Source organism: Solirubrobacter deserti, assembly GCF_027587175.1.
Classification (GTDB): domain Bacteria; phylum Actinomycetota; class Thermoleophilia; order Solirubrobacterales; family Solirubrobacteraceae; genus Solirubrobacter; species Solirubrobacter deserti.
This window is the reverse complement of sequence record NZ_JAPCID010000028.1, coordinates 1-23,335: the sequence shown is the minus strand read 5'-3', so window position 1 is coordinate 23,335 and position 23,335 is coordinate 1. Positions and strand designations below refer to the sequence as shown.

General features: G+C 72.1%; 24 protein-coding genes. 8 read left to right on the top strand and 16 right to left on the bottom strand.

Annotated elements, in window-relative coordinates:
• Positions 1-45: 45 nt before the first annotated feature.
• Positions 46-984 carry a YveK family protein gene (locus OJ962_RS19200; RefSeq protein WP_202955587.1) on the bottom strand — a complete coding sequence of 313 codons (939 nt, stop codon included), beginning with the start codon at positions 982-984 and terminating at the stop codon, positions 46-48.
• 368 nt (positions 985-1,352) lie between these two features.
• Between OJ962_RS19200 and OJ962_RS19195 the strand changes: the two genes are divergently transcribed.
• The 6 genes from OJ962_RS19195 (at position 1,353) to OJ962_RS19170 (ending at position 7,241) form a co-directional block, all read left to right on the top strand.
• A complete protein-coding gene (locus OJ962_RS19195) occupies positions 1,353-2,156 on the top strand; it encodes a WecB/TagA/CpsF family glycosyltransferase (RefSeq protein ID WP_270006541.1) in 804 nt (267 codons plus the stop codon).
• Positions 2,153-3,169: a GHMP family kinase ATP-binding protein gene (locus OJ962_RS19190; protein ID WP_270006540.1), complete on the top strand. Its 1,017-nt coding sequence runs from the start codon at positions 2,153-2,155 to the stop codon at positions 3,167-3,169. The genes OJ962_RS19195 and OJ962_RS19190 overlap by 4 nt, the downstream gene beginning before the upstream one ends.
• A gap of 49 nt (positions 3,170-3,218) precedes the next feature.
• Positions 3,219-3,791, top strand: a complete 573-nt coding sequence (locus tag OJ962_RS19185; RefSeq protein WP_270006539.1) for a D-sedoheptulose-7-phosphate isomerase — start codon at positions 3,219-3,221, stop codon at positions 3,789-3,791.
• Positions 3,792-3,852: 61 nt separating this feature from the next.
• Positions 3,853-5,070 (top strand): glycosyltransferase family 2 protein, encoded by a 1,218-nt coding sequence (locus OJ962_RS19180; RefSeq protein WP_202955584.1) that lies wholly within the window; start codon positions 3,853-3,855, stop codon positions 5,068-5,070.
• Positions 5,071-6,495: a sugar transferase gene (locus OJ962_RS19175; RefSeq protein ID WP_202955583.1), complete on the top strand. Its 1,425-nt coding sequence runs from the start codon at positions 5,071-5,073 to the stop codon at positions 6,493-6,495.
• Positions 6,492-7,241 carry a methyltransferase domain-containing protein gene (locus OJ962_RS19170; protein WP_202955582.1) on the top strand — a complete coding sequence of 250 codons (750 nt, stop codon included), beginning with the start codon at positions 6,492-6,494 and terminating at the stop codon, positions 7,239-7,241. The genes OJ962_RS19175 and OJ962_RS19170 overlap by 4 nt, the downstream gene beginning before the upstream one ends.
• On the opposite strand, the gene OJ962_RS19165 is transcribed toward OJ962_RS19170, so the two are convergent.
• Positions 7,196-8,032, bottom strand: coding sequence for a polysaccharide deacetylase family protein (locus tag OJ962_RS19165; protein ID WP_270006538.1), 837 nt, complete (start codon positions 8,030-8,032; stop codon positions 7,196-7,198). The two genes, OJ962_RS19170 and OJ962_RS19165, sit on opposite strands and share 46 nt — an antisense overlap.
• Before the next feature lie 177 nt (positions 8,033-8,209).
• Here OJ962_RS19165 and OJ962_RS19160 point away from each other — a divergent pair, with 177 nt between their 5' ends.
• The gene (locus OJ962_RS19160) at positions 8,210-9,139 is read left to right on the top strand and encodes a glycosyltransferase family 2 protein (protein ID WP_202955580.1); all 930 of its coding nucleotides are present in this window, start codon (positions 8,210-8,212) and stop codon (positions 9,137-9,139) included.
• Here OJ962_RS19160 and OJ962_RS19155 read toward each other — a convergent pair.
• Positions 9,136-9,948, bottom strand: a complete 813-nt coding sequence (locus OJ962_RS19155) for an FkbM family methyltransferase (RefSeq protein ID WP_202955579.1) — start codon at positions 9,946-9,948, stop codon at positions 9,136-9,138. The two genes, OJ962_RS19160 and OJ962_RS19155, sit on opposite strands and share 4 nt — an antisense overlap.
• Before the next feature lie 153 nt (positions 9,949-10,101).
• Here OJ962_RS19155 and OJ962_RS19150 point away from each other — a divergent pair, with 153 nt between their 5' ends.
• Positions 10,102-11,238, top strand: a complete 1,137-nt coding sequence (locus tag OJ962_RS19150; protein WP_202955578.1) for a PQQ-dependent sugar dehydrogenase — start codon at positions 10,102-10,104, stop codon at positions 11,236-11,238.
• A 6-nt stretch (positions 11,239-11,244) separates the two neighbouring features.
• Here the strand turns inward: OJ962_RS19150 and OJ962_RS19145 are convergent, their stop codons facing one another.
• The 13 genes from OJ962_RS19145 to OJ962_RS19085 all read right to left on the bottom strand — a co-directional run.
• Complete coding sequence (locus tag OJ962_RS19145) at positions 11,245-13,446, bottom strand: hypothetical protein (protein WP_202955577.1); 2,202 nt, start codon at positions 13,444-13,446, stop codon at positions 11,245-11,247.
• A 75-nt stretch (positions 13,447-13,521) separates the two neighbouring features.
• The gene (locus tag OJ962_RS19140) at positions 13,522-14,634 is read right to left on the bottom strand and encodes an SDR family oxidoreductase (protein ID WP_202955576.1); all 1,113 of its coding nucleotides are present in this window, start codon (positions 14,632-14,634) and stop codon (positions 13,522-13,524) included.
• Positions 14,631-15,431, bottom strand: coding sequence for an enoyl-ACP reductase FabI (gene fabI / locus OJ962_RS19135; protein WP_202955575.1), 801 nt, complete (start codon positions 15,429-15,431; stop codon positions 14,631-14,633). Before fabI ends, OJ962_RS19140 begins: the two co-directional genes overlap by 4 nt.
• Positions 15,428-16,627, bottom strand: coding sequence for a beta-ketoacyl-[acyl-carrier-protein] synthase family protein (locus tag OJ962_RS19130; protein ID WP_202955574.1), 1,200 nt, complete (start codon positions 16,625-16,627; stop codon positions 15,428-15,430). Before OJ962_RS19130 ends, fabI begins: the two co-directional genes overlap by 4 nt.
• Positions 16,624-16,872, bottom strand: coding sequence for an acyl carrier protein (locus OJ962_RS19125; protein ID WP_202955573.1), 249 nt, complete (start codon positions 16,870-16,872; stop codon positions 16,624-16,626). Before OJ962_RS19125 ends, OJ962_RS19130 begins: the two co-directional genes overlap by 4 nt.
• 20 nt (positions 16,873-16,892) lie before the next feature.
• A complete protein-coding gene (gene fabG, locus OJ962_RS19120; RefSeq protein WP_202955572.1) occupies positions 16,893-17,633 on the bottom strand; it encodes a 3-oxoacyl-ACP reductase FabG in 741 nt (246 codons plus the stop codon).
• The gene (locus tag OJ962_RS19115; protein WP_202955571.1) at positions 17,630-18,655 is read right to left on the bottom strand and encodes a beta-ketoacyl-ACP synthase III; all 1,026 of its coding nucleotides are present in this window, start codon (positions 18,653-18,655) and stop codon (positions 17,630-17,632) included. Before OJ962_RS19115 ends, fabG begins: the two co-directional genes overlap by 4 nt.
• An 87-nt stretch (positions 18,656-18,742) precedes the next feature.
• Positions 18,743-19,387 carry a response regulator transcription factor gene (locus OJ962_RS19110; protein WP_238931831.1) on the bottom strand — a complete coding sequence of 215 codons (645 nt, stop codon included), beginning with the start codon at positions 19,385-19,387 and terminating at the stop codon, positions 18,743-18,745.
• The gene (locus tag OJ962_RS19105; RefSeq protein WP_202955570.1) at positions 19,374-20,504 is read right to left on the bottom strand and encodes a sensor histidine kinase; all 1,131 of its coding nucleotides are present in this window, start codon (positions 20,502-20,504) and stop codon (positions 19,374-19,376) included. The genes OJ962_RS19110 and OJ962_RS19105 overlap by 14 nt, the downstream gene beginning before the upstream one ends.
• An 11-nt stretch (positions 20,505-20,515) precedes the next feature.
• Positions 20,516-20,794 (bottom strand): STAS domain-containing protein, encoded by a 279-nt coding sequence (locus OJ962_RS19100; protein ID WP_202956076.1) that lies wholly within the window; start codon positions 20,792-20,794, stop codon positions 20,516-20,518.
• Between the two features lie 78 nt (positions 20,795-20,872).
• The gene (locus OJ962_RS19095) at positions 20,873-21,253 is read right to left on the bottom strand and encodes an ATP-binding protein (protein WP_270006537.1); all 381 of its coding nucleotides are present in this window, start codon (positions 21,251-21,253) and stop codon (positions 20,873-20,875) included.
• A gap of 81 nt (positions 21,254-21,334) precedes the next feature.
• Entirely contained in the window at positions 21,335-22,849 is a 1,515-nt protein-coding gene (locus OJ962_RS19090; RefSeq protein WP_202955568.1) for an ABC transporter ATP-binding protein, read from the bottom strand.
• Positions 22,850-22,927: 78 nt separating this feature from the next.
• A partial coding sequence (locus OJ962_RS19085) for an FtsX-like permease family protein (RefSeq protein ID WP_270006536.1) occupies positions 22,928-23,335 on the bottom strand: 408 nt, incomplete at its 5' end.

Below are 23,335 nucleotides of genomic sequence, written 5' to 3'. Positions count from 1 at the left end.
AGCGCCGCAGTGGGCGGAGTGCGTAGCGTCCCCGCCGCCACGGGATCAGCGGCGGCGGCGGTCGACCAGCAGCGCCGCCGCTCCGCCGAGCATCAGGCCCGCGAGCAGGCCGATGACCAGCGAGCGCTCCAGCGTGCGCCTGCGATCGCTCTCGGCCGACACGGGACGGGTCACGACCTGGATGCCGGCCGACGAAGCGGACTCCGCCATGCGTTCGTTGTACTGGCTGACGAGCACCTGCTTGCGCAGCTCGGACGTGTCCAGCGAGGTCTGCAGACGCTCGATCCGGTCGTTGCGCTCCTCCCGGGCCCGGCGACGCGCGCTCTCGGACGCCGTGCTGGTGGCCGCCGCCGCGGCCGCGCGGTCGATCTGCGCCTGCAACTCGTCGATCCGGCGCCGGTAGCTCGCTGACCGGCGCGACTGCTCACGGAACTGCGTCATCAGGCGCTCGATCGTCCGGTCGCTGGTCTCGGTCGACTTGACGTACCGCTCGAACTGCGAGGTCGCGGCGCCCGTGAGCTCGGTCGCCTCGGCGGCGCTGCCTCCGGTGCCGTAGACGGCGAACATCGTGCTCTCCGGGACGGGCACCGCCCACAGACGCTCGCGCACCTCGGCGGGGGGGATGCCCAGCTGCCGGGCAAGCGGCAGCACGATCGGGTCTGTCGGCACCGTGCGGCTGTAGGCCGCGGCCAGGGTCTGTGCACCCGCGACATAGCCCGGCAGGGTCTGCACGCGAACGTCGACGCGGCCGACGCTGATCACCGCGTTGGCGGTGTAGGTCGGCGCCTGCGCGTAGCCCGCCACGAGCGCGACGCCGCACAGCACCACGGTCACGGCGAGTACGACGGGCCACCGGCGCACGATGCCGCGCAGCGGGCCGAACGGGTCGGGTTCCGGCACCGGCGGCAGGGCGGGAGCGAGCTTCGCGGGCGACTCAGCTGCGGCGCTGCGCACAGGCGACTTCGACTTACTCGACGCAGGCATCCTTCGCTTCCTCGAACGGGTGGAGACGCGTCCGACTGGACACTAAGTGACGGAAAGTTAAACCGTCCAGACAGGCGTTTGACGTTCGCCCCTCTGGGCGCAGCATACCGGCCACACTCCGCCCCGGTGACCACATCCGGCCGACGTTCGACCCCAGGTCCAACCGGCTTGGTCCGACGGTCCCTGGAACGTCGCAAACCGGCGCCACAGCATAAGTCCCCGGTTCATGGTGGACATCGAACGTTCGAACGATTACCCCGTCTCGCAATGGCGTTCACGAACCCGTAGCGTGCACCCACGGAGTGCCCGAGTAGCTTGCGTCAGCATGCTCGGTGTGCCTGAAACAAGGGGGGGACCCAGGACATGCGGTGCACACACTCCTGTGTGACAGTGAGGCAGCTTCTGCCTTGAAAGATTCGGCGGTGGTAATGGGGTTGGAGGTCCAGCGGGTCGACGAGGCGGAGGTGATCGTCCGCACCCTCGAGGCCGTCGCGACCGGCCGAGGCGGATGGATCTGCCCCGTCAATCTCGACGTGCTGCGGCAGACGGTGCGCGACCCCGCCCAGCGCGATCTCGTCGAGCAGGCGGACATGGTGGTCGCCGACGGCATGCCGCTGATCTGGGCGAGCCGCCTGCAGCGCACGCCTCTGCCCGAGCGCGTCTCGGGCTCCTCGCTGATCCGCAGCCTGCCCGCCGCGGGGCGCGAGGCGGGCGCGTCGATCTTCCTGCTCGGGGGCGAGCCGGGCGTTGCCGACGCGGCGGCCGACGAGCTCCGGCGCACCCTTCCGGGCGTCGACGTCTGCGGCACGCTGTGCCCGCCGTTCGGCTTCGAGCGGTTCCCGGAGGAGTTGGCGGCGATCGAGGCCAGCCTCGAGCGCACGCGCCCGGACATCGTCTTCGTCGGCCTCGGCTTCCCGAAGCAGGATCGGCTCATCCTGCGCCTCCGTTCTCGATTTCCGTCAATCTGGTTCATCTCGTGTGGAATCAGTCTGAGCTACCTCAGTGGAGACGTGTCACGAGCGCCGGTGTGGCTTCAGCGAGCCGGCCTCGAATGGCTGCACCGGCTGGCTCAAGAGCCGCGCCGGCTGGCGCGCCGCTACCTGGTCGACGGCTTCCCGTTCCTCGCCCGGCTGATGATCAGTGCGCTACGGCAACGGGTCTCCCCCGCGTGAGGCGGCTGATCCGTGCCAAGGCACCGCTCCGCGTGTCGTTCGCCGGCGGCGGCACCGACGTCCCGCCGTTCCCGGCGACCGAGGGCGGGCTGGTGCTCAGCGCCACCATCAACCGGTACGCCTACGGCGCGCTCGCGCCGCGCGACGACGGCCAGATCGGCATCGAGAGCTTGGATCTCGGCATGAGCGTGGCGTACGCGCACGACGACGCACTCGACTACGACGGCGATCTCGACCTGGTGAAGGCGGCGATCCGCAAGCTCGGGCGGGGCGGCTTCGACCTGTTCCTGCACTCGAGTGCACCGCCGGGCTGCGGGCTGGGCTCGTCCTCGTCGATGATCGTCACCCTGATCGGGCTGCTCAAGGAGTACCACCGGCTGGCGCTGACCGACTACGACATCGCGCACCTGGCCTTCACCGTCGAACGCGAGGACCTCGGCATCAAGGGCGGCCTCCAGGATCAGTACGCAGCCACCTTCGGCGGCTTCAACTTCATCGAGATGGACGGCGAGAACGTGCTCGTGAACCCGCTGCGCGTGGCCGACGAGGTCCTGCACGAGCTCGAGCACAACATGCTGCTCTGTTACACGGGTCGCACACGCCGTTCGGACCACATCATCGAGGACCAGACGAGCCGCTTCGTCGAGCGGGACCAGCACGCGCTGGACGGGCTGCGGATGCAGAAGCGGCTCGCGGTCGAGATGAAGAACGCGTTGCTGCGCCGGCGGCTGAACGACTTCGGCTCCCTGCTCGGCACCGCCTGGGAGTTCAAGAAGAAGATGTCGCCCAGGATCAGCAACGGGTTCATCGACGAGGCCTACGACGCGGCCTGTCGCGAGGGCGCGCTGGGCGGCAAGGTCACGGGCGCGGGCGGCGGCGGCTACATGCTCTTCTTCTGCCCGTTCCATCGCAAGCACCGCGTGGCGGAGCAGCTCACCCGGATGGGTGGGCAGGTCACGGAGTTCGAGTTCGCCCCTCGGGGGCTCACAACCTGGACGGTCAATGATGACTGAGCACGCCCCGGCATCGACGCTGGAACCCTTCGTAGGCACGGTGGCGACGGTGCAGGCTCGCATCACCGAGCACATCGCCGCCACCCAGAACCTCCTGCGCGGCGACGTGCCGCACCAGGCCGCCGCGGTGGCGGAGATGGCCATCGACACGTTGCGGTGTGGCGGCAAGCTGCTGCTGTTCGGCAATGGCGGCAGCGCCGCCGACGCGACGCACCTGGCCGCGGAGTTCGTCGGGCGCTTTCGCGTCGACCGTCCGGCCCTTCCCGCTCTCTCACTCACCGACAACGCCTCCACGACCTCGGCCGTGGGCAACGACTTCGGGTTCGACGAGGTGTTCGCCCGCCAGATCGCCGCGTTCGGCCAGCCCGGGGACCTGGCCATCGGGCTGACGACCAGCGGCCGCTCGCTCAACGTCATCCGCGGGCTGCACGCGGCGCGGCAGCGGGACATGCGCACGATCGTCTTCTGCGGGCTGCCGAACGCCACGTTGGACCGTGTCACCGACCTGTGCGTGTGCGCGCCGGCGCGCGAGACGGCCCGCATCCAGGAGTGCCACATGCTGGTCGGCCACATCGTCTGTGAGCTGGTGGAGCGGGCGATGTTCCCCCCCGAGGCGACATGACGGCCCAGCTCGTCCTGTTGACCGCGACCGACCTGATGACCGCCGTGCGGATGGTGATCAGGTGAGGCGAGCCGCCCTCGCGCCGTTCGTGGGCCTCGAGGCGTGGGTCGCCGCGACCACCGGCTACCTGCTGGGGCTGCTCGGCATCGCCGCCGTCCGGGGGCTCGAGGATGCGGCTCCGCCGGAGGGCGAGCCGCTGAAGGTCGTCGTCATCGTGCCGGCGCACGACGAGCAGCACGGGCTTCCCGCCACGCTCGGGTACCTGGCCGAGCAGGACTACCCGGCCGAGAGGCTCGAGGTGATCGTCATCGCCGACAACTGCACGGACGCGACCGCGACCGCCGGGCGTGACGCGGGCGTCGAGGTGTGGGAGCGCACGGACGACGATCGCGGCAAGGGCCAGGTGCTGGCCTGGGCGATCGAGCGCGTGTGGGAACAGCGCCCGGACACCGAGGCGATCGCGATCGTCGATGCCGACTGCCGTCCGCTGCCCGACCTGATCTCGGCCCTCGAGCGGCCACTGCGGGGCGGCGCGCCGGCCGCGCAGGCGATCTATGACGTCCTCAACGCCGAGGCGTCGCCGACCGCCGCGCTGCGCTGGGCGGCGTTCGCGCTCAAGCACCGCGTGCGCCCGCGCGGCCGCGTCGCGCTCGGCTTGTCCGCGGGCCTGTTCGGCACCGGGATGGCGTTCCGTGCCGACCTGCTGAAGGCTTTGCCGTGGGACGCGTTCTCGGTGGCCGAGGACATCCAGTACCACCTGCATCTGGCCGAGTTCGGGGCACGCGTGGCCTACGTGCACGACTCGATGATCCGCTCGGCGATGCCGACCACCGGCGACAAGGGGCACCGCCAGCAGCTGCGCTGGGAGAGCGGCAACGCCCGCCTGGCGCGCGAGTACGCCCCGCGCCTGATCGCCTCCGGGCTGCGGCGCCGCGACGCGAACCTCACCCTCGCCGGTGTCGAGCTCGTGCTGCTCCCCCAGTCCCTGCTCGGTCCGCTCAACGTCGTCTGTCTGCTCGCCGCCGGGGTCCTGCGCAGCCGCCGGCTGGCGCTCATGGCGGTGGCCACCACGGCCGGCCAGGCGTTCTACGTGCTGGCTGGGCTGCGGCTGGTGGACGCCCCGCCGAACGTCTTCCGGGCGCTGCTCAGCGCGCCGCGGCTGGTCGCCGACAAGCTCGGGATCTTCGCGCGCATCGCGCGCGGCCGCGGGACCAACCAATGGCTGCGCACCGACCGTGAGCCCGTCACCGAGCCCCCCGTCGCGGTCGAGGTGAGCTAGATGGCCTTCGTCACGAAAGAGCCGCGCGTCGCCAGTCGCCCGCCGGCGCCGCCGTTCCTGCTCGAGACGGCGCCTCCGGCCGCGGTGCGGCGTCGCGACCGCGGATTCCGCCGTGGCCTGCTGCTCGCGGACGTGGCCGCGAGCCTGCTCGTGAGCCTGGTGGTCGGCATCTGGGTCGATCCGACCGCGCTCTCGCTGGGGCACGTGCTGCTGTTGCCGCTGCTCGTGGCCATCGTCAACACCGCGGGCGGCATGTACGAACGCGACGAGAAGCTCATCAACAAGAGCACGCTGGACGAGACGCCCGCCACGCTGCAGCACGCCGCGCTGGTGTCCGTGCTCGCCCTCATCGCCGGCGCCGCGCTGCGCGGTACGTGGAGCGATCCGACGACGATCGCCGCCACCTGGATCGGGCTGGTGCTGGCCATCACCGTCCTGCGGATCGTGGCTCGCCTGGTCGTGCGCGCCTTGATGCCGCCCGAACGCTGTCTGGTGGTGGGCGACCATGACCACGGGCGCCGCCTCGCGCGCCGCCTGGTCGACGGCACGACGTCCAAGGTGGAGCTCACGGGCATCCTCGCCCTACCGGAGGCGGCCGCCGCTCACGGTCAACTCTCGGCCGAGGTGGCCTCCGGCGACGTGCACCGCGTGATCATCGCCGCCGACGCCAGCGGCTCGCAGGCCGAGCTGCACACGATCCAGGCGGCCAAGGCGCTCGGCGTCAAGGTCAGCGTCGTCCCGCGCGTGCTGGAAGTGCTCGGCTCGTCGGCGACGTACGACTACATCGACGGGTTGACGGTCCTGGGCATCCCGCGGTTCGGCCTGTCCCGCACGGCCAAGATCACCAAGCGCAGCTTCGATCTGGCGGGCTCGTTGTTCCTGCTGGTCGCCCTCGCTCCGATGCTGGCCGTGATCGCACTCGTCATCAAGCTCACCTCGCCGGGGCCGGTCCTGTTCAGCCAGACGCGGATCGGACGCAACGGCGAGCCGTTCTCGATGTTCAAGTTCCGTTCCATGAGCGAGGACGCCGAGTTGCTCAAGGACATGCTGCGCGCGCGCAACGAGGCGGACGGGTTGTTCAAGATCGTCGACGATCCACGCATCACCCCGGTCGGTCGCATCCTGCGCCGGTCGTCGCTCGACGAGCTCCCGCAGCTGCTCAACGTGTTGCGCGGCGAGATGAGCCTCGTGGGTCCGCGCCCGTTGATCCCCGAGGAGGACGGCAAGATCCGCGGCTGGCACCGTCGGCGGCTGCAGCTGACCCCGGGGATGACGGGGCCGTGGCAGGTGCTCGGCGCGGCTCGCATGTCCCTGCACGAGATGGTGACCATCGACTACCAGTACGTCGGGAACTGGTCACTGTGGGGGGACATCAAGATCATGCTCCGGACGCTCGGGCTGATGCTGACCGGCCGCGGCCGTTGAAGCAGCTGCTCCGGAGATTCACCACCCGCGCCGAGCTCAGGCGCAAGGTGCTGCACAGGCGTGCGCGGCTGAGCGGATACCGGCTGCCGTCGTTCGGGCGGCGGCTGGCGCCGTTCAGCCGCGACTACGGCTTCGACCGGGGCACGCCGGTCGACCGCCACTACATCCAGGCCTTCCTCAGCCGCTATGCGACCTTCGCCGGGTACGGCACGGGAGATGTGCGCGGCGTGACGCTCGAGGTCGGAGGGGACGAGTACGCGCGCGCCTACGGCGGGTCGATCGAGCGCCTGGACGTCCTGCACGCGACCGCGGACAACCCGCAGGCCACGATCGTCGGCGATCTCGCCACGGGCGACGGCCTGCGACCCGGCGTCTACGACTGCGTGATCTGCACGCAGACGCTGCAGTCGATCTACGACGTGCGGGCCGCGGTCGCCACGCTGCACGACATCCTCAAGCCGGGTGGCGTCGTGCTCGTCACGGTGCCGGGCATCGCGGGCGCAGTGGTGCCCGACCGGCACCTCTGGGGTGACTTCTGGCGCTTCACCCGCGGGTCGCTCCGACGTCTGTTCGAAGCCAGCTTCCCCGCCGAGAACGTCGAGGTCGAGGGCTTCGGCAACCTGCTCACGGCCACGGCCTACCTGCACGGGCTGTCGGCCGAGGAGCTGAGCGCCGGGCAGCGCGACAGCCACGATCCGCGCTACGAGCTGCTGCTGGCGGTGCGGGCGCGCAGGGCGGCCGAGTAGGTCCAGGCGAGGTCGTACGCGAACCGCGCGGTGCTGTCGGCGAGGACCCCGGGGCGGTTGAGCAACAGGAGCGGCGTGTCGGGCCCGCGGGGGGCCATGGCGGTGATGAAGCCGAGCTCGACCCCGGCGGCGGCGGCCGCCGCCGCGACCCGCTCGTCGGCGTCGCCATGCGGATACGCGATCGTGGTCATCGGCGCCCCGGCCACCGCCTCCAGGCGCGCGCGCCCCTCGTGCAGGGCCAGCTCGAGCGCGGCGTCGTCGAGCGCCGTCATGCGCGCGTGTGCGCGGGTATGGAATCCGGCCCCGAAGCCGTCCGCCGTGAGGCGAGCGATCTCCTCGCCGGAGAGCGCACGCCGGTCCGGGTCCGGACCGGCCAGCGCGTCCAGTCGCTCGGCCAGCGCCCGTCGCGCCTCCGGCGCGAGCCGCTCGATGCCGGCGGCGAGCGCCGCCGGCGGTCCCGCTGGAAGCCCGAACTCGCGGGCCACGGGAGCGAGGTCGGCGTGGCGATCGATGGCCGCCTGCAGTGACTGCCACCAGAACGCCTCGCCGTCGAGCCCGATCCCCGTCAGGAAGAAGGTGGCGTGCGCGTCCGCCGCCCGTAGCAACGGCGCGGCGACCTCCAGGTGCGAGCGCAGGTCGTCGTCGAACGTGATCGCGACCGGGATGCGTTGTCCGCGCCGGCGCCGCCGCGCCGCGTCCGGCAGGTCGCTCGCGGGCACCACGCGATAGCGGGAACGCAGCACACCGATATGGCGCTCCAGCGCCTCAGCCCTCAGCGCGGGAACCACCATGGGGCGTGCCGAGACGCCTCGGGGGAGGATCTCGTGATAGACGAGAACGACGCCCAGCGGCCTTCCGGAGAGCCGCGCCGCCCACTCCGCCGCACGCGTGGCCGTCGAGCGCGCAGCGTCTCGTACGCGAGCAGTCACGGTCATACAAAGATCTGTTCCCGAGAGTATCCTGAGGTCGTGTCCGTGGCGCCGGCCGTCTCCGTTGTCGTGCCCACGCACAACCGTCGTGACACGGTCGTCTCCACGGTGCGCGAGCTGTTCGCCCAGCACGCCGTCGACCTGGAGATCGTCGTCGTCGACGACGGTTCCACGGACGGGACCTCCGAAGCGCTTGAGGCGCTCGGCGACCCTCGTGTCCGTGTCGTCCGCCACCCCCGTGCGCTCGGGCAGTCCCGGGCGCGTGACGCCGGCGTGGCCGCGGCGCGCGCCGAATGGGTCGCCTTCCTCGACGACGACGACCGCTGGGCTCCGGACAAGCTGCGACGCCAGTTGGACGCCGCCGCAGCCGCGAACGCGGACTTCGTGTACTGCACGGCCGTCACCGCCAGCGTCACCGGCACGGTGTTCGACCACCTGCCGGCCCCGGACCCGGACGCGCTTCGTCGCCTCATCCGGGCCTACAACGTCATCCCGGCGGGCTCCTCCAACGTGCTCGTGCGCGCGGACCTGCTCCAGCGAGTCGGCGGCTTCGACCCGGCGCTGACCCACCTCGCCGACTGGGACGTCTGGATCCGGCTGACCGAGGCGGGTCAAGCCGCCGTCTGTCCCGAGCCACTGGTCGCGTACATCCTGCATGAGACCAACATTCACCTCGACCAGTCCGGGCTCGCATCCGAGGCGCGGCACCTGCGCGCCAAGCATGCCCGGTCCTCACTTCCGGGGCAGCTGGACCGCGCCGCGCTCGACGGCTGGCGCGGGTGGGCGCATCAGCGGCGCGGAAGCTCGCTGACCGCCGCGCGCTTCTACCTGGCCGCCGCGGTGCGCAGCCGGCGGGCGTCGTATCTGCCCGCGGTCGCGAGCGCGCTGCTCGAGCACCTGCGCGTGCGCCGGCCGAAGGTCCGTGAGCTCGTGCCTCCGGACTGGCTCGCGCGCAGCCCGGCGCGCTAGCGAGGCGCGGCCGCGTCGGGGCGGCGGCCCGGCTGGCTGGGGTGCACCAGCACGGTGTTGTTGGGGTACTCGTCCTGGGGCGCTCTGTCGTCCAGCCGGCGTAGCCGGTGCGCGTCGCGCAGGTACTCGAACTGCTCGTACCCCAGCGCCTCGAGGAACTCGCCGTCCTCGGAGCTGAACCCCTCGATCATCAGGACCGGCAGGCTGCGGCGCAGCGTCTGCTCCAGGCCTCGCAGCGCCGCGCTCTCGGCGCCCTGCACGTCGAGCTTGACGAACCCCGGGTCCAGGGCGAGCTCGTCCAGGCGCCGGACCGGGACCGTCGTCTGGACGATCTCGAAGTCCGAGCTGTCCATGCGGTCCCCGAGCCGCCAGCGCAGGCTCGGGCTGGATGCGACGTTCTCACGGTCCAGCGACGCCTCGGTGGTGAGCGGCACGCCGCGGAACACCGGCACGAACAGGGTCATCGTCTCGTCGCGATCACCGGCCGCCATGAGGTGGTAGGTGTGGTGGCGCACGACCTTGCCCGTGAACTGCAGGTCCCGTTTGTGGTACGGGTTCGGCTCGACCGACACGATCGGCGAACGGCGGTTGTAGATCCGGAACGAGAGCGCCGACATCCCCGCGTTGGCCCCGACATCCAGGAATGGCCGCTCGTCACCGGCGAACAGGGCGAACACGGCGTAGTCCGCTTCGTGCGGACGGCGCAGCAGATACCGCGACAGGGCATACGGGCGACGCGCGGCGTCGTACGCCCGCGGGTACCGCGTCAGCAGCACTTTCAGCGTGTCGCTGCTGACGAGCTGAGGCAAGGGTCGCAACCCTATCGGCCGGCGCCACCGGGGCGCATTCACCGCCCGGCCCGGTCAGAAGTCCGACTCGCGGTGCTCAGCTCCACAGGGCCGCAGGAGCCAGACGGAGGTTGAGGGCCGATCACCGATGCCCCCGTGGGGTAGTGCCGCCGTGTGAAGAAACTCGCACCGGCCGTCGCGGCCCTCGCGCTCCTGCCCGCCTCGGCGAGTGCCCAGACGCCGGTCACCGGCGCGATCAACGAGCCCGCTCCGCGCCCGGCCACGCCGGAGCGGATCGCCACGCTGCAGGTGGCCGCGGGCTTCAAGCTCAGCGTCGCCGCCCAGAACCTCGGCAACGCGCGCATGCTCGCCGTCGGGCGGGACGGCACCGTGTTCGTCACCCGGCGCGAGGAGGGCGACGTGCTGGCGCTGCGCGACCGCGACGGCGACGGCGCCTACGAGCGGCGGCGCACGGCCACGCGTGGCCTCAAGCTCGTGCACGGCATCACGCTGCGCGGCAATCGCGTCTACCTAGTCACCGACACCAAGCTCTACCGGGCGCGGGTGGACGGCGACCGCTTCACGCAGCGGCGCCTGCTCACCGCCGACCTCCCGGACGCCGGCCAGCACCCCAATCGCACGCTCGCCTTCGGCCCGGACCAACAGCTCTACATCACGGTCGGCAGCACGTGCAACGCGTGCGACGACTCGAACCCGCAGAGCGCGACGATCCTGCGCGCCCGCGCGGACGGCACGCACCGGCGCGTGTTCGCGAGTGGGCTGCGCAACACGATCGGCTTCGGCTGGCACCCGCAGACCGAGCAGCTGTGGGGCATGGACCACGGGTCGGACTGGCGCGGCGACGACCAGCCGCCGGAGGAGCTCAACCGGATCGTCCGCGGCGGCAACTACGGCTGGCCGTTCTGCTTCGGCGCGCGCGCCGTCGACCGCTACCTGCCGGCGGATCCGCCGAGCGGCACGCCGGAGTCCTACTGCGCGCGCACGGCGCCGCCGACGCTGACCTACCAGGCGCACAGCGCGCCGATCGGCATGGCGTTCACGGGCGACGGCAACGCGTTCATCGCGATGCGCGGCTCGTGGAACCGCGGGGCGCCGGTGGGCTACAAGCTCGTCCGCCTCAACTTCTCCGGCGGCCAGCCCACGGGCTTCGAGGACATCGTCTCCGGCTTCTTGACCGAAGGTGGCCAGGCGCAGTTCGGGCGCCTGGCCGGCGTCACGGTCGACCGCGACGGGTCGGTGCTCTTCAGCGACGACTCAAACGGCGTGCTGTACCGGCTCAGCCGGAGCTGACCTGGGTCAGCGGGGCTGAAGGCGGACGAGCGTGAGCCCGCCGGGGCTGCGCTCTACGACGCTGAACGTGAAGCGCCGTTGCAGGACCTCGAGCGCCTGCGTCTGCGGACGCGTGAAGTCGCGCGGCGAGTGATGGCCTTCACGCGTCGGGTCCGTCCGGCCGCCGAGCGAGTTGAGCCGGCCGGGCGGGCGCACCGGCGGTGAGGTCAGCAGCAGCGCCCCGGGCGGGACGTCCTCGGCCGCCGTTCGCGCCCGTTCGACGAGCGCGGCCACCAGGTCGTCCTGCATCGCGTTGGCGATCGGCAGGACGTTGTCGCGGTGGGCGCGCAGCAGGATCTCCGTCGTCAGGTCGGGTTCGGTGATGACGAGCGCTCGCTCGCCGGCGGGAAGGTGACGATCGAGCAGCGCGACGCCCGCCGGTGCGCGGGGGTCGAGCACGGGGTTGTCCCAGAGCCGCTTCCACGCGCTCGGCGCGTCGCCGGCCCGGCCGATCGCCGTGAGCTTGAAGTTCGTCTCGATCTCGCTCCGGGAGGTGACGAGCGTCAGGCCCGCGCCGGCGAGCAGCGCGCCGGCCGCGAGCACCCGCAGCAGCTGCCGCTCGGCGCGCAGCAGGACGTGCACCCACAGCGCGCCGATCGCGACGACCGGCACCAGCACGTTCATCAGCGTGAAGGTCGACGAGCGGGAGATGTAGTAGGTGAACGCGCCGATCGCGAAGCCGGTGAAGCCCGCGAGTGCGGTACGCGCCGGCGCGTCGAGCCAGTGTGGCCGGTCCAGCGCCAGCCACAGCACCAGCGTGGCGGTGAGGAAGATCCCGGCGGCGGTCAGCGGCCCGGGCGAGAAGAGGACGATCGGCACCTGGCCGAAGGAGGAGCCGGCGTACAGCCGCAGGAACTCGGCGTACGGGCCCCAGTCCACGCCGCCGCTGGCGACCAGCGTAATCAGCGTGAGCACCACGATGCTCGCGACGGTCACGGCGAGTGCCTGTGCGACCCGCACCAGCACGACCCGCACGACGGTCGGGCGGTCGCGAAGCGCGTCCGCTAGAACGAGGAAGCCGAAGGTCGTCGCGCTGTAGACCCAGGTCTCGAAGCTCCACACCGCCGCGCACGCGATCAGCGCGAGCTGGGCCACGAGCGTCGAGCGGTCCCGCCGTGCGCCCAGCACCGCCGCCAGCACGATCAGGTACGGGATGCCGAAGCGCAGCGGCGTGATGCTGGGGTAGATCGCGTAGATGCCCGGCAGCGCGAGCAGGCTGCCGGCGACCGCGAACAGCAGCGCGACGGCCGCGAGCAGCATGTGCAGACCGGCCAGCCGCAACGTCGCGTACACGCACACGAACTGGAGGACGGTCATCACCACGCACAGCAGGAACAGCTGGCCGTAGCCGATCGGCAGTGCGCTGAAGATCACCGCCAGCGCGTCGATCGAGACGACGCCGTACTGCGACCACGTCTCGTCGAGCATCGCCCGGCCGTGCAGGACGGCGTTCGCCGGCCCGAGGAAGAAGTTGTAGTGGTGCTGGAGCGTCGCCGGCCACTGCGCGAGCAGGTCGGGCAGGGTGACGACCAGGCCCGTGATCAACAGCGCCACCAGGACGTCGAGCGCCCAGCGCGGCCCGGGCGCCGGCGTCCGGGTCCGCGTCACCCGCAGCGCCACCACCAGGACCGCCGCGAACACCAACGCGGCGAGCAGCGCGCCGGGCCGGCGGGCGCCTGCGGTGAGGAACGGGACGATGCCCGCCACGAGCGCGACCAGCACGATCGCGAGAGCCGGACCCGGGCTCGCGTCCTGGGGGTCGCGCCAGCGCGCGGCGGCGACGAACGGGGCCGCGAGCGCCGCGGCGGCCGCGAGGGCGACGATCAGGTGGAACGGACGCGTCGCCGAGCCCGCGGCGCGGACGAGCAGGCCGGCGACGAGCACCGCCACGCCGAGCGCCAAGCCGCGCCAGGCGGCCGCGGGCGCCGCCGCCGCGAGCCGCCGCTCCTGCCACGCGCCGAGGATCAGACCGGCCGGCAGGGCGACGCCGAACGCGCCCGCCCACGCGAGCGTCTCGAGGCGCTCAGCGGGACCGTTGAGGCCCACGACGGCGGCGACGCCGAACACGAGCACCGCCGAGGCGGCCAGCAGACGCAGCCCCGCGGACGCGGAACGCGGAGCATGCAGCGGCGAACCGCCCGCGCGAGTCTGGAAAACAGCGGTCCACACACGCGGAGCCTACCGTCGCGTGCCTCCGGCCAGGCGCAGCTCGAGCGCCTGACCGTCCGGGCCTTCAGCGACGACTCACGCCGCGTGGTGAACCGCGTCTGAGGCGGCTTCCTCACGCGTCTGGGGCGTCTTGCCCCAGCGCGTCTGCTGGGCGTACTCGATCAGCCGCGGGAAGTAGTCGGTCAGGTGCGGGCACTTGATGCCCGCCGGGCCGAGCAGCGCGCGGGCGCGCGCGTCGTCGAAGACCATGTCCATGTCGAAGTACGGGAAGTAGACCTGGGCCTGGTCGTCGGCGTGGGCGGAGCCCGTGCCGGTCGAGCCGGGGGCGACGACGGGCGGGCGCTCGCGGCCGAACGCGGCCGACGTCATCCCGACGAGGTCGTCGACCGAGCAGGCCTCGCGGCCGCTCACCAGGTTCACCACGCCGGACGCGGACGTGTCGTCGAGCAGGTGGACGAGCGCGTCGGCGACGTAGTCGACGGGCACGACGTCCACCAGCGCCTCGGGCCGCGCCGGGACGCTCTCGAACAGCCCGCGCGAGAACGCGCGGATCGGCCAGTACAGGACATTGAAGGCCGGGGTCCAGCCCGACTCGGACTCACCCATGACGATCGACGGGCGCGCGATCACGGGGTCCAGGTCGGACGCCTCGTTGACCACGTGCTCGGCTTCCCACTTGGTCTGCTCGTACGTGTTGCGGAACTCCTGGCCCGCGTCGAGCTGGCGCTCGCGGAAGAGGCCCTTGGTGATGCCGGCCACATACGCGGTCGAGACGTGGATGAAGCGATCCAGCCGGCCGCAGTTCTTGGCCTGCCGCGCGAACCCGATGATCTCGCGCGTGCCCTCCACATTGATCTGGCGCGCCTCCTCGAGCGGGAGGTCGAACGAGATCGAGGCCGCGCAGTGCATCACCGCGGTGACCTCCTCGGCGATGTGCGCGCGCTCCTCGCGGTCCATGCCCAGGCCCGGCGAGGTGACGTCGCCCGCGACGGCCTGGACGCGCTCGAAGTACGGCGAGGGGTCCCGCCACAGCTTCGCCATCACACCGTGCAGGCGCTCGGTCGCGGCGGCGGAGTCGGCCGCGCGCACGAGCGCGACGACGTCCCGGTCGCCGCGCTCGACGAGGCGCGCGAGCACCTCCATGCCGAGGAAGCCGGTCGCGCCCGTCAGGAAGACGGCGTTCTTCATGCCTCGACCTCTTCCCGCAACGGCACGATCTGCGTGCCCATCGCGTGGAAGCCGCCGTCGACGTGGATGATCTCCGCCGTGATGGCCCGCGAGCCGTCGCCGAGCAGGAAGTTGATCGTCTCCGCGACCGGCGCCGGGTCCTCGACGTCCCACGGCAGCGGCGCCTGCTTCTCCCAGGCGCTCGCGAGATCGCTGAACCCGGGGATCCCGCGCGCGGCCAAGGTGGCCAGCGGCCCGGCGGACACCAGGTTCACGCGCACGCGCCGGGGCCCGAGGTCACGGGCGAGATACCGCGCCGTGGCCTCCAGCGCCGCCTTCGCGACGCCCATCCAGTCGTAGACCGGCCAGGCGACCTGCGCGTCGAAGTCGAGCCCGACGATCGACGCGCCCTCCTCCGGGAACAGCTCGGAGAGCCCGACCGTCAGCGCCTTCAGCGAGTACGCGCTGGTCTGGAACGCGGTGATCGCGCTCTCGGGTGGCGTGTTGAGGAAGTTGCCGCCGAGCGCGTCCTCCGGGGCGAACGCGATCGCGTGCAGCACGCCGTCGACGCGCCCCCAGCGCTCCTTGAGGTCGGCGGCGACCGCCTCGATGTCCTCGGGCTTGTTGACGTCGAGCTCGAGCACGTCCGGCACCGGATCCAGCCGGTTGGCCGAGCGCTCGGTCATGCGCTTGGCGCGCCCGAAGCCGGTGAGGACGATCTCCGCACCGGACTCCTGGGCCTGCTTGGCGACCTCGAACGCGATCGACTCGCGGTTGATGACGCCCGTGATCAGGAGCTTCTTGCCCTTGAGGCTCATGCTGCCTCCAGCGCGACGACGGCGTTGTGGCCGCCGAACCCGAACGACGACGAGATCGCGATCGCGGGCTTGTCGTCGATGTTGAGCGGCTTGGCGGAACCGGGGACGTAGTCGAGATCCAGGCCCTCGCCCGGGTTCTCGAGCCCGAGCGTCGGCGGGGCGATCCGGTCGCGCAGCGCGAGCAGGGTCGCCACGGCCTCCACGGCGCCGGCGGCGCCGAGCAGGTGGCCGATCGACGACTTCAGCGACGACACGGGGATCTCGTACGCGCGATCGCCCAGGGCGGTCTTCAGCGCGGCGGTCTCGGCGGAGTCGTTCAGCGACGTGGACGTGCCGTGCGCGTTGACGTAGACGATGTCCTCGGGCGTGATGCCGGCGTCCTTCATCGCGAGCTGCATCGCCCGCGACGGGCCGCCGCCGGTCTTGTCCGGTGCGGTCAGGTGGTAGGCGTCCGCGGACGCGCCGTACCCGCGCAGGGTGCCGAGGATCTTGGCGCCGCGCTTCTCGGCGTTCTCGCGCGTCTCGAGGATGAGGATCGCGCCGCCCTCGCCCATGACGAAGCCGTCACGGTCCTTGTCGAACGGGCGCGAGATGCCGGACGGCGAGAGCGCGTCGAGCGCGCTGAACGCCGCGTTGGACAGCGGCGTCAGCGCCGCCTCCGAGCCGCCGGTGACGACGGCGTCGACGTGGCCCGACTCGATCATCATCTTCGCGGCACCGATGGCGTCCGCGCCGCCGGAGCACGCGGAGACGATGCCGTGGCAGGGGCCGAGCAGCTTGAAGCGCATGGAGACCGCCGCGGCCGCGGCGTTGCTCATCATCAGCGGCACGGAGAGCGGCGGGACCTTCTTGGGCCCGTGCTCGATCAACAGCTCCTTGCCGCGCTCGAGCGTGCCGATGCCGCCGATGCCCGTGCCCAGGATGGAGGCGATGCGGTCGCCCTCGTAGGGCAGCTCGTCGCTCCAGCCCGCTTCGGCCAGCGCCTCGTCGCCCGCGACCAGCGCGAACTGCGTGAAGCGATCGGCCCGGCGGACCTCCTTGACGGACAGGTGCTCGGTCGGTTCGAACTCCGTCGCGGCGCCCTTGCCGTCGGCGATGCCGACGACGCCGGCGCTCCAGCGCTCATGCAGCGTGCGCGCGCCGACCCCGAGCGGGGTGACGGCGCCGACGCCGGTGATGACGACCTCGCGGCTCATGAACCCTTCTGCACCACCAGGTCGATCGCGTCGCCGACCGTCTTGATCTTGCCGACGTCGTCACCCTTGAGGGCGACGCCGTACTCGTCCTCGATGATCTGCGAGAGCTCGGCGAGATCCAGCGAGTCCACGTCGAGGTCCTCGAAGGTCGCCTCGCGCGTGATGTCGGACTCGTCGACGCCGAACTGCGGCAGCGCCTCGTAAACGGTCTTCTGAACGGCTTCTTCGGTGATGGCGTTGGCCATGGGTGGGTCTCCTTCTGGGTTTAAGCGGACATTCCGCCGTCGACATACAGCGTGGTGCCGGTGACGTACCCGGCGTCGTCGGAGGCGAGGAAGCGCACGGCGGCGGCGACCTCCTCCGGCGTGCCTTGCCGGCGGGCGGGGATCGCCTTGACGATCTCGTCCGTGGCCAGCTCGGCCGTCATGTCGGTGGCGATGAAACCAGGTGCGACCGCATTCACGGTCACTCCCCGGCGCGCGACCTCGGCGGCGATCGTCTTGGTCATGCCGATCAGGCCCGCCTTGGCCGCCGCGTAATTGGACTGCCCGGCGTTCGCGCGTGGCCCGACGACCGACGCGATGTTGATCACGCGGCCGTAGCGGGCCTTGATCATCGAGCGCAGCGAGTCGCGCGTGAGCCGGAACGCGGGCGAGAGGTTGGTGCCGATGACGACGTCCCAGTCCTCGTCCGTGAGCTGCAGCGCGATGTTGTCGCGCGCGACGCCCGCGTTGTTGACGAGCGCCAGAACGGGACCGCCGAGCGCCTCCTCGACCTGCTTGAGCAGCGCCTTGGCGTCGCCGTTGGTGACATCGGCGTGGATGGACTTCGCCGTGCCGCCTTCGGCCTCGATGGCCTCGACCACGGCGTTGGCGCCGGCCTCGTCGGAGCGGTAGTTGACCGCGACCGCCCAGCCGTCGGCCGCGAGCGCCTTCGCGATCGCCGAGCCGATGCCCTTGGACGCGCCCGTGACGAGCGCGACGGCGTTCTCGGGACGGGCGCTCACGACGCGGTCCACTCCATCACGCCGGCGCCCCACGTGAAGCCCGCGCCGATCGCGCCGATCAGGATCTTCTGCCCGGGGCGCAGCCGCCCGTCCTCGCGGGAGAGGCTCAGCGTGAGCGGGATCGACGCGGCGGACGTGTTGCCGAGCTGGGCGATGTAGTCCGCGACCTTCGACGCGTCCAGCTCGAGGCGCTCGCCGACGGCCTTCAGGATCCGGCTGTTGGCCTGGTGGTAGACGAACAGGTCGATGTCGTCGAGCTCGAGACCCGCAGCGGCGACCGCGTAGACCGTCGACTCGGACAGGTTCTTGACCGCGATCTTGAACGTCGAGATCCCGTCCATGCGGATGTACGGGTCCTCGGGCGTGGCCATGATCGTGTCGCCCAGGCCGCCGTCGGCCTGCAGGTCGATCGGGCCGATGCCGCCCTCGCCCTCGTTGGGGCCGAGCACCACGGCGCCCGCGCCGTCGCCGAACAGCATGCCGGTCTTCTTGTCGTCGAAGTCGGTGATGCGGGTGAGCTTCTCCGCGCCGACCAGCAGGATGCGCTCCGCGCGGCCGACCTCGATCAGCGCGGCGCTCTGGGAGAGGCCGGCGAGGAAGCCCGTGCAGGCGGCGCCGATGTCGAAGGCGGCGGCACGCCCGGCGCCGAGCGCGTGGGCGACGAGCGGCGCGGCGTTCGGGGTGATCTCGTCCGCGCTCATGGTGGCGACGATCACGTAGTCGAGGTCCTTGGCCTGCACGCCCGCGTCCTGCAGGGCACGGCGCGCGGCCTTGACGGCCATGTCGGTCGTGCCCTCGTTGGCCGCGGCGCGGCGGCGGGCCTTGATGCCGGTGCGCTTGACGATCCAGTGGTCGTCGACGCCGATGCGCTCCGCGATCTCGGCGTTGGGTACGACCTCGCTGGGCAGGTAGTGGCCGAGCCCGAGGATCGTCGCGGTCCGCGGGGGTGCGGGTCGCCGCCCGGTGCGCGCGGCGTCGCGCGCGATCTGATGCAGCTCAGGGGGAAGGGTGGCGTTGCTCACACTCTGCACCTTCACGCAGGTGTGCGCCGCCTCACACCCTCGCCGCCCGCCTACCCCCCGCTTAGGGGGTGGCGCCCACCCACTCGCTCACGAGATGAGGCCGAGCCGCTGCGCCTTCTGCACCGCCTCGGCGCGGTTTCTCACACCCAGCTTGCGATAGAGCGACGACGTGTGCTCCTTGACGGTGTGCGGCGAGAGGAACAGCTCGCCCGCGATCTCGCGGTTGGTCGCGCCGCCCGCGATCGCCTCCAGAACCTCGCGCTCGCGTTCGGAGAGCGGTGGGCCGGCGGGCGCCTCGTGCGGCTTGAACACGGTCATGCCGAGGCCGACCATGCGCACGGCGCCCGCGATGTCGGCGGCGGGCCAGTCCTTGGAGATGAACCCGGACGCGCCCGCGGCCCGTGCCGCGTTCGGGGAGATGCGGCCGGCACCCGAGATCAGCAGGACGTTGATGCGGGGGCTGAGCGCGATCAGCTGCGCGCAGATCTCCGCGCCCGACTCCTGCCCGACGAACAGGTCCACGAGCGCGACGTGCGGGTCATAGCGGCGGGCGAGCGCGAGCGCCTCCTGCGTGTTGCGCGCGGACAGGCAGCGCTCCACCCACGGCTGCTCACCGAGCATCAGCCGCAGGCCCCAGTGCACGACCTCGTGGTCGTCGACGACCAGCACGCGCAGCTTGCGGTCGCTCGTGCCGGCGGCGATCCGGCTCGGGCTCAGGTCAGGTCCGGTCAAGCGGCACCGTCAATCGCACCCGCCAGCGCCCGGGATCACGCTCCCCGAACTCCACGATCCCGCCGAACTGCAGCGCCTCGAGCGCGGCCAGCTTGAGCCCCATGCCGCTCTGGCGCGCCCGGCCGCGGACGCCGTCGTTGACCACGTCCAGCATCAGGTTGTCGTCCTCGCTGATGCTCAGCGTCACCTCGACCTTGCTCGGGTCCGCGTGCTTGTGCGCGTTGCGGACGGCCTCCGCGAGCACGGACTGCGCCAGCGGCTCGTAGCGGGCCGGGATCTGCGTGGCCTCGCTGCCGGGCGTGAGCACGAGCTGCAGGTCGCGGTGCTCGGAGCGCAGGCGCTGGACCTCCTCCAGCAGCGTGGTGTTCGTTTCCGGCGCCTGGCGGGCGAGCGGCCGCTGCAGGGCTCGCCGCAGGTCGAACAGCGCGGCCTGGAGCTCGGCCGCGATCCGCTGACGGGCGGCGGGGCTGAGCTCGGACTGGCTGGAGAACACGAGCTGGATGCCGAACAGGCGCTGGATCACCGACTCGTGCACCTCGCGCGCGAGGTCCATGCGTTCCTGCAGTTGGCGCGCCTGCGCCTGCTTGTTGGTGGCCTGGCGGGCGTAGGCGGCGAGCGCGGCGGTCTTGCCGAGCGTCCACAGCACGTAGCGCTCGGAGTCCGAGAGCGGCGGGCGGTCGGGCTTGCGGTCGGACAGGATCACGCCCAGCCAGCGGCCCGCGGCCGCCATCGGCGTGCACACGAGCGTGTTGGTCGCGGTGATCAGCGGGCGGTACTCCTCCGGCACGTCCTCGGCCACCGCGCCCGTGATCTCGATCACGCGGTCCTCGACGAGCGAGTCACGCGCGACGCGGACCGTCTCCACCGTCACCTGCGCGTCGGCGAACACCTCGAGGTCGATGCCGTACGCGCCGGCCGCCCGCACGCGGCGGCGCGCGCCGTCGTAGCGGAAGATGACGGCGCGATCCATGTCCGCCAGCCGGCACGTGGCCTCGCACAGGCGGCTGTAGAAGTCGTCGGTCGCGGGGTCGGCGTCGACGCGCGCCAGCAGCTCGACGAACGTCTCGAGCGCGTCGATGCTGACCGTCGGTTGCTGGGGGACGGTGTGGCTCTCCACCGCCGTCGAGCCTACCCCTCGTCGAGGACGCCGTAGACGCCGGCGAGCTCGAACACGCGCTTGACCGCGGGCGACGGGCGCGTGACCGTGAACGTCCAGCCGTTGCGCTGGGCGAGCAGGTGGGCGTCCATCAGGGTCGTGAGGCCCGTCGAGTCCATGAACGTGACCTCGGCCAGGTCCACCGTGACGGCGTGGCCGTGGCGGCGCAGGCGCTCCAGCAGCTCGACTAGCTCGGGCGCCGTGGCGATGTCCAGCTCGCCATAGACGACGAGCGTGCGGTCACCGCGCAGGTCGGCGACCTCCGTGACCTTCCAGCTCGATGGGCCGCGGTTCGGGCTCGTGGACCGGACGCTACCGCACCGGCCGCGTCAGTGATGCTGCAACACGAACCACACGGTGGTGCCCTCGTCGGTCTCCACACCCCAGCGGTCCGCGAGCGCGCCGACGAGGAAGAGGCCGTAGCCGCCGGGGTCGTCGAACGGGCGAATGCGCGGGTCCGGGGCGAACCCGCGGCCGCGGTCGGACACCTCGACGCGGACCTCCGCGTTCCAGTGCGCGTGGACCTCGACCGGCTCGCGGCCGTCCCCGTGGCGGACGGCGTTCGTGACCAGCTCGGAGATCAGCAGCTTGACGGTCTCGACCTCGGTGTCCCGGAGGTCCTGGGCCATCGCCTCGCACAGCGTGGTCCGCGCTTGAGCCACCGAGGTGGGCTCCGGCGGGAGCGTCAGGTCGAGCACGTGGGCCTCCATGCAACTGGCGTGCCCACCGCCATTGGGCCGGAAACGAGCCGAGTCGCGGAAGTGACCCGGCGTGATGGCGCTCGCCGGCATTCACGCGATGGCCGGCGGCGCCTGCGCCCCGCCCGCTCCGGGGGCCACTTTGCCGTCGCGCATCGCGATCACGGTCGTGGCGCGGGCGGTCACGGAGGCGTCGTGCGTGGCGCAGACGACGCACGCGCCCTGCGCGGCCGTGTCGGCGAGCAGCTCCGCGACCTTGATGGCGTTGGCCTCGTCGAGGTTGGCCGTCGGCTCGTCGGCGACGATCAGCGGCGCGCGGGTGGCGAGCGCGCGGGCGAGCGCGACGCGTTGGCGCTCGCCGCCGGAGAGCCCGGCGGCCGGCCGCTGGGCGAGATCTTGCAGGCCGAGCCGGGTGAGCGCGGCCAGCGCCTGCGGCTTGGCGTCGCGGACGCCGCGAGCGCGCAACCCGAGCGCGACGTTGTCGAGCACGGACAGGCCCGCCACGAGCGCGCTCACCTGCGGCACGACCGCGACCAGGTCGCGCCGGATGGTGGCGAGCTGTTCGCGGGTCTGCGTGGTCAGGTCCAGGTCGCCGAGCGTGACGCGGCCGTGATCCGGCCGGTCGAGGCCGGCGATCAGGTGCAGCAGGCTCGTCTTGCCGCAGCCGGACGGGCCGACGAGCGCGTGGAAGGCGCCGCGCTTGAACGCGAGGTGCACGCCCGCGACGGCGTCGATCGTCTCGGCCTTGGTGACGAAGCGGCGACGGACGTGCTCGAGGCGGACGAGGGTGTCGCCGCCCTGGGCGCGCTCGGGCGGCTCGACGGCGTGGAGGCGATGGTTCCCGGTGCCGCGCAGGATCACCGCGCCCGGAGCGAGGCTGACCTCGGCGTGCTCGGCGATCCCGGCGGCCTTGAGGTCGTCGGGGTCCAGGCGCAGCAGGCCGCCGTCGTCGACGAACACGTACCGCCGCTGTGTGCCGCCCTGGTACTCGCCTGTCACGCGGCCGTCGCGGATCGTCACGGTGCGGTCGGCGACCTCCGTCGCGCGCGGGTCATGGGTCGCGAGCAGGACCGCCGCCTGCTCGTCGTGGGCGAGCTCCTTCAGGAGCGCGAGGATGCCGCGTCCGGTGGCGGCGTCGAGCTGGCCGGTCACCTCGTCCACGAGCAGGAGCTTCGGCCGGGCGGCGATCGCGACGCACAGCGCGGCGCGCTGCTGCTCGCCGCCGGAGAGCTGCGCGCGGCGGGCGTGCTCGCGGCCTTCGAGGCCGACGCGGGCGAGTAGCTCCGCCGCTCGCGCACGGGCCGCGTGTCGGCGAGTGCCGGCGAGCCGGGCCCGGAGCGCGATCCTCGTGCCGATCGCCTGATCGTCCCCGAGCGCCTTCGCCGCGTCCTGCGCGACGGTCGCCACCGGCCCGCCGACGCGCAGCGTTCCCGCCGTGATGGGTTGCAGGCCGGCGAGGCAGTTCAGCAGCGTGGATTTGCCCGACCCGCTCGGGCCCATCACCGCCACCAGCTCGCCCGCGTCGACCTGCAGTGAAGCGCCCTGCAGCGATACGACGTTCCCCGATGCCGTCTCGTGGACGACGAACACCTTGCGCGCGTCAACCATGCCTACGGCTCCCACACGGGCGGGGGCATGCCCGCCCACGTTCGCGGAGCGCACGTTTATCGGCACACCCCCGGCGGCTCATGCGCGGAGCCTCCCGACCGAGTCCCCGCGGAACGCGCGCCGGGCCTGTCCGGCCGCGGCGAGGCACGCCGTCGCGGCGGCGGCGCCCACGGCCAACACGGCCGGCGCCCACGGGAACGCCGGCAGCAACTCCGGCAGCGGAACTCGTCCGTCGGCGCCGAGCGCGACCAAGTCCGGGAACAACCCGGTCAGCGCGGCGCCGCCGAGCAGGCCCGCGGCCAGGCCGGCCAGGGCGGTCGCGGTGGCGCCCGCGATCATCTGCACGCGCAGGGTGCGCGGGGCGACGCCGATGGCCTCGAGCTCGGCCTGCTCGCCGCCGCGGTCGTGCGCGGTCGCGGCGACGGCGAGCGCGACCGCCGCGAGGGCGACGAGCGCGCCGAGCAGCGCCAGGCCGCGCAGCGCCGC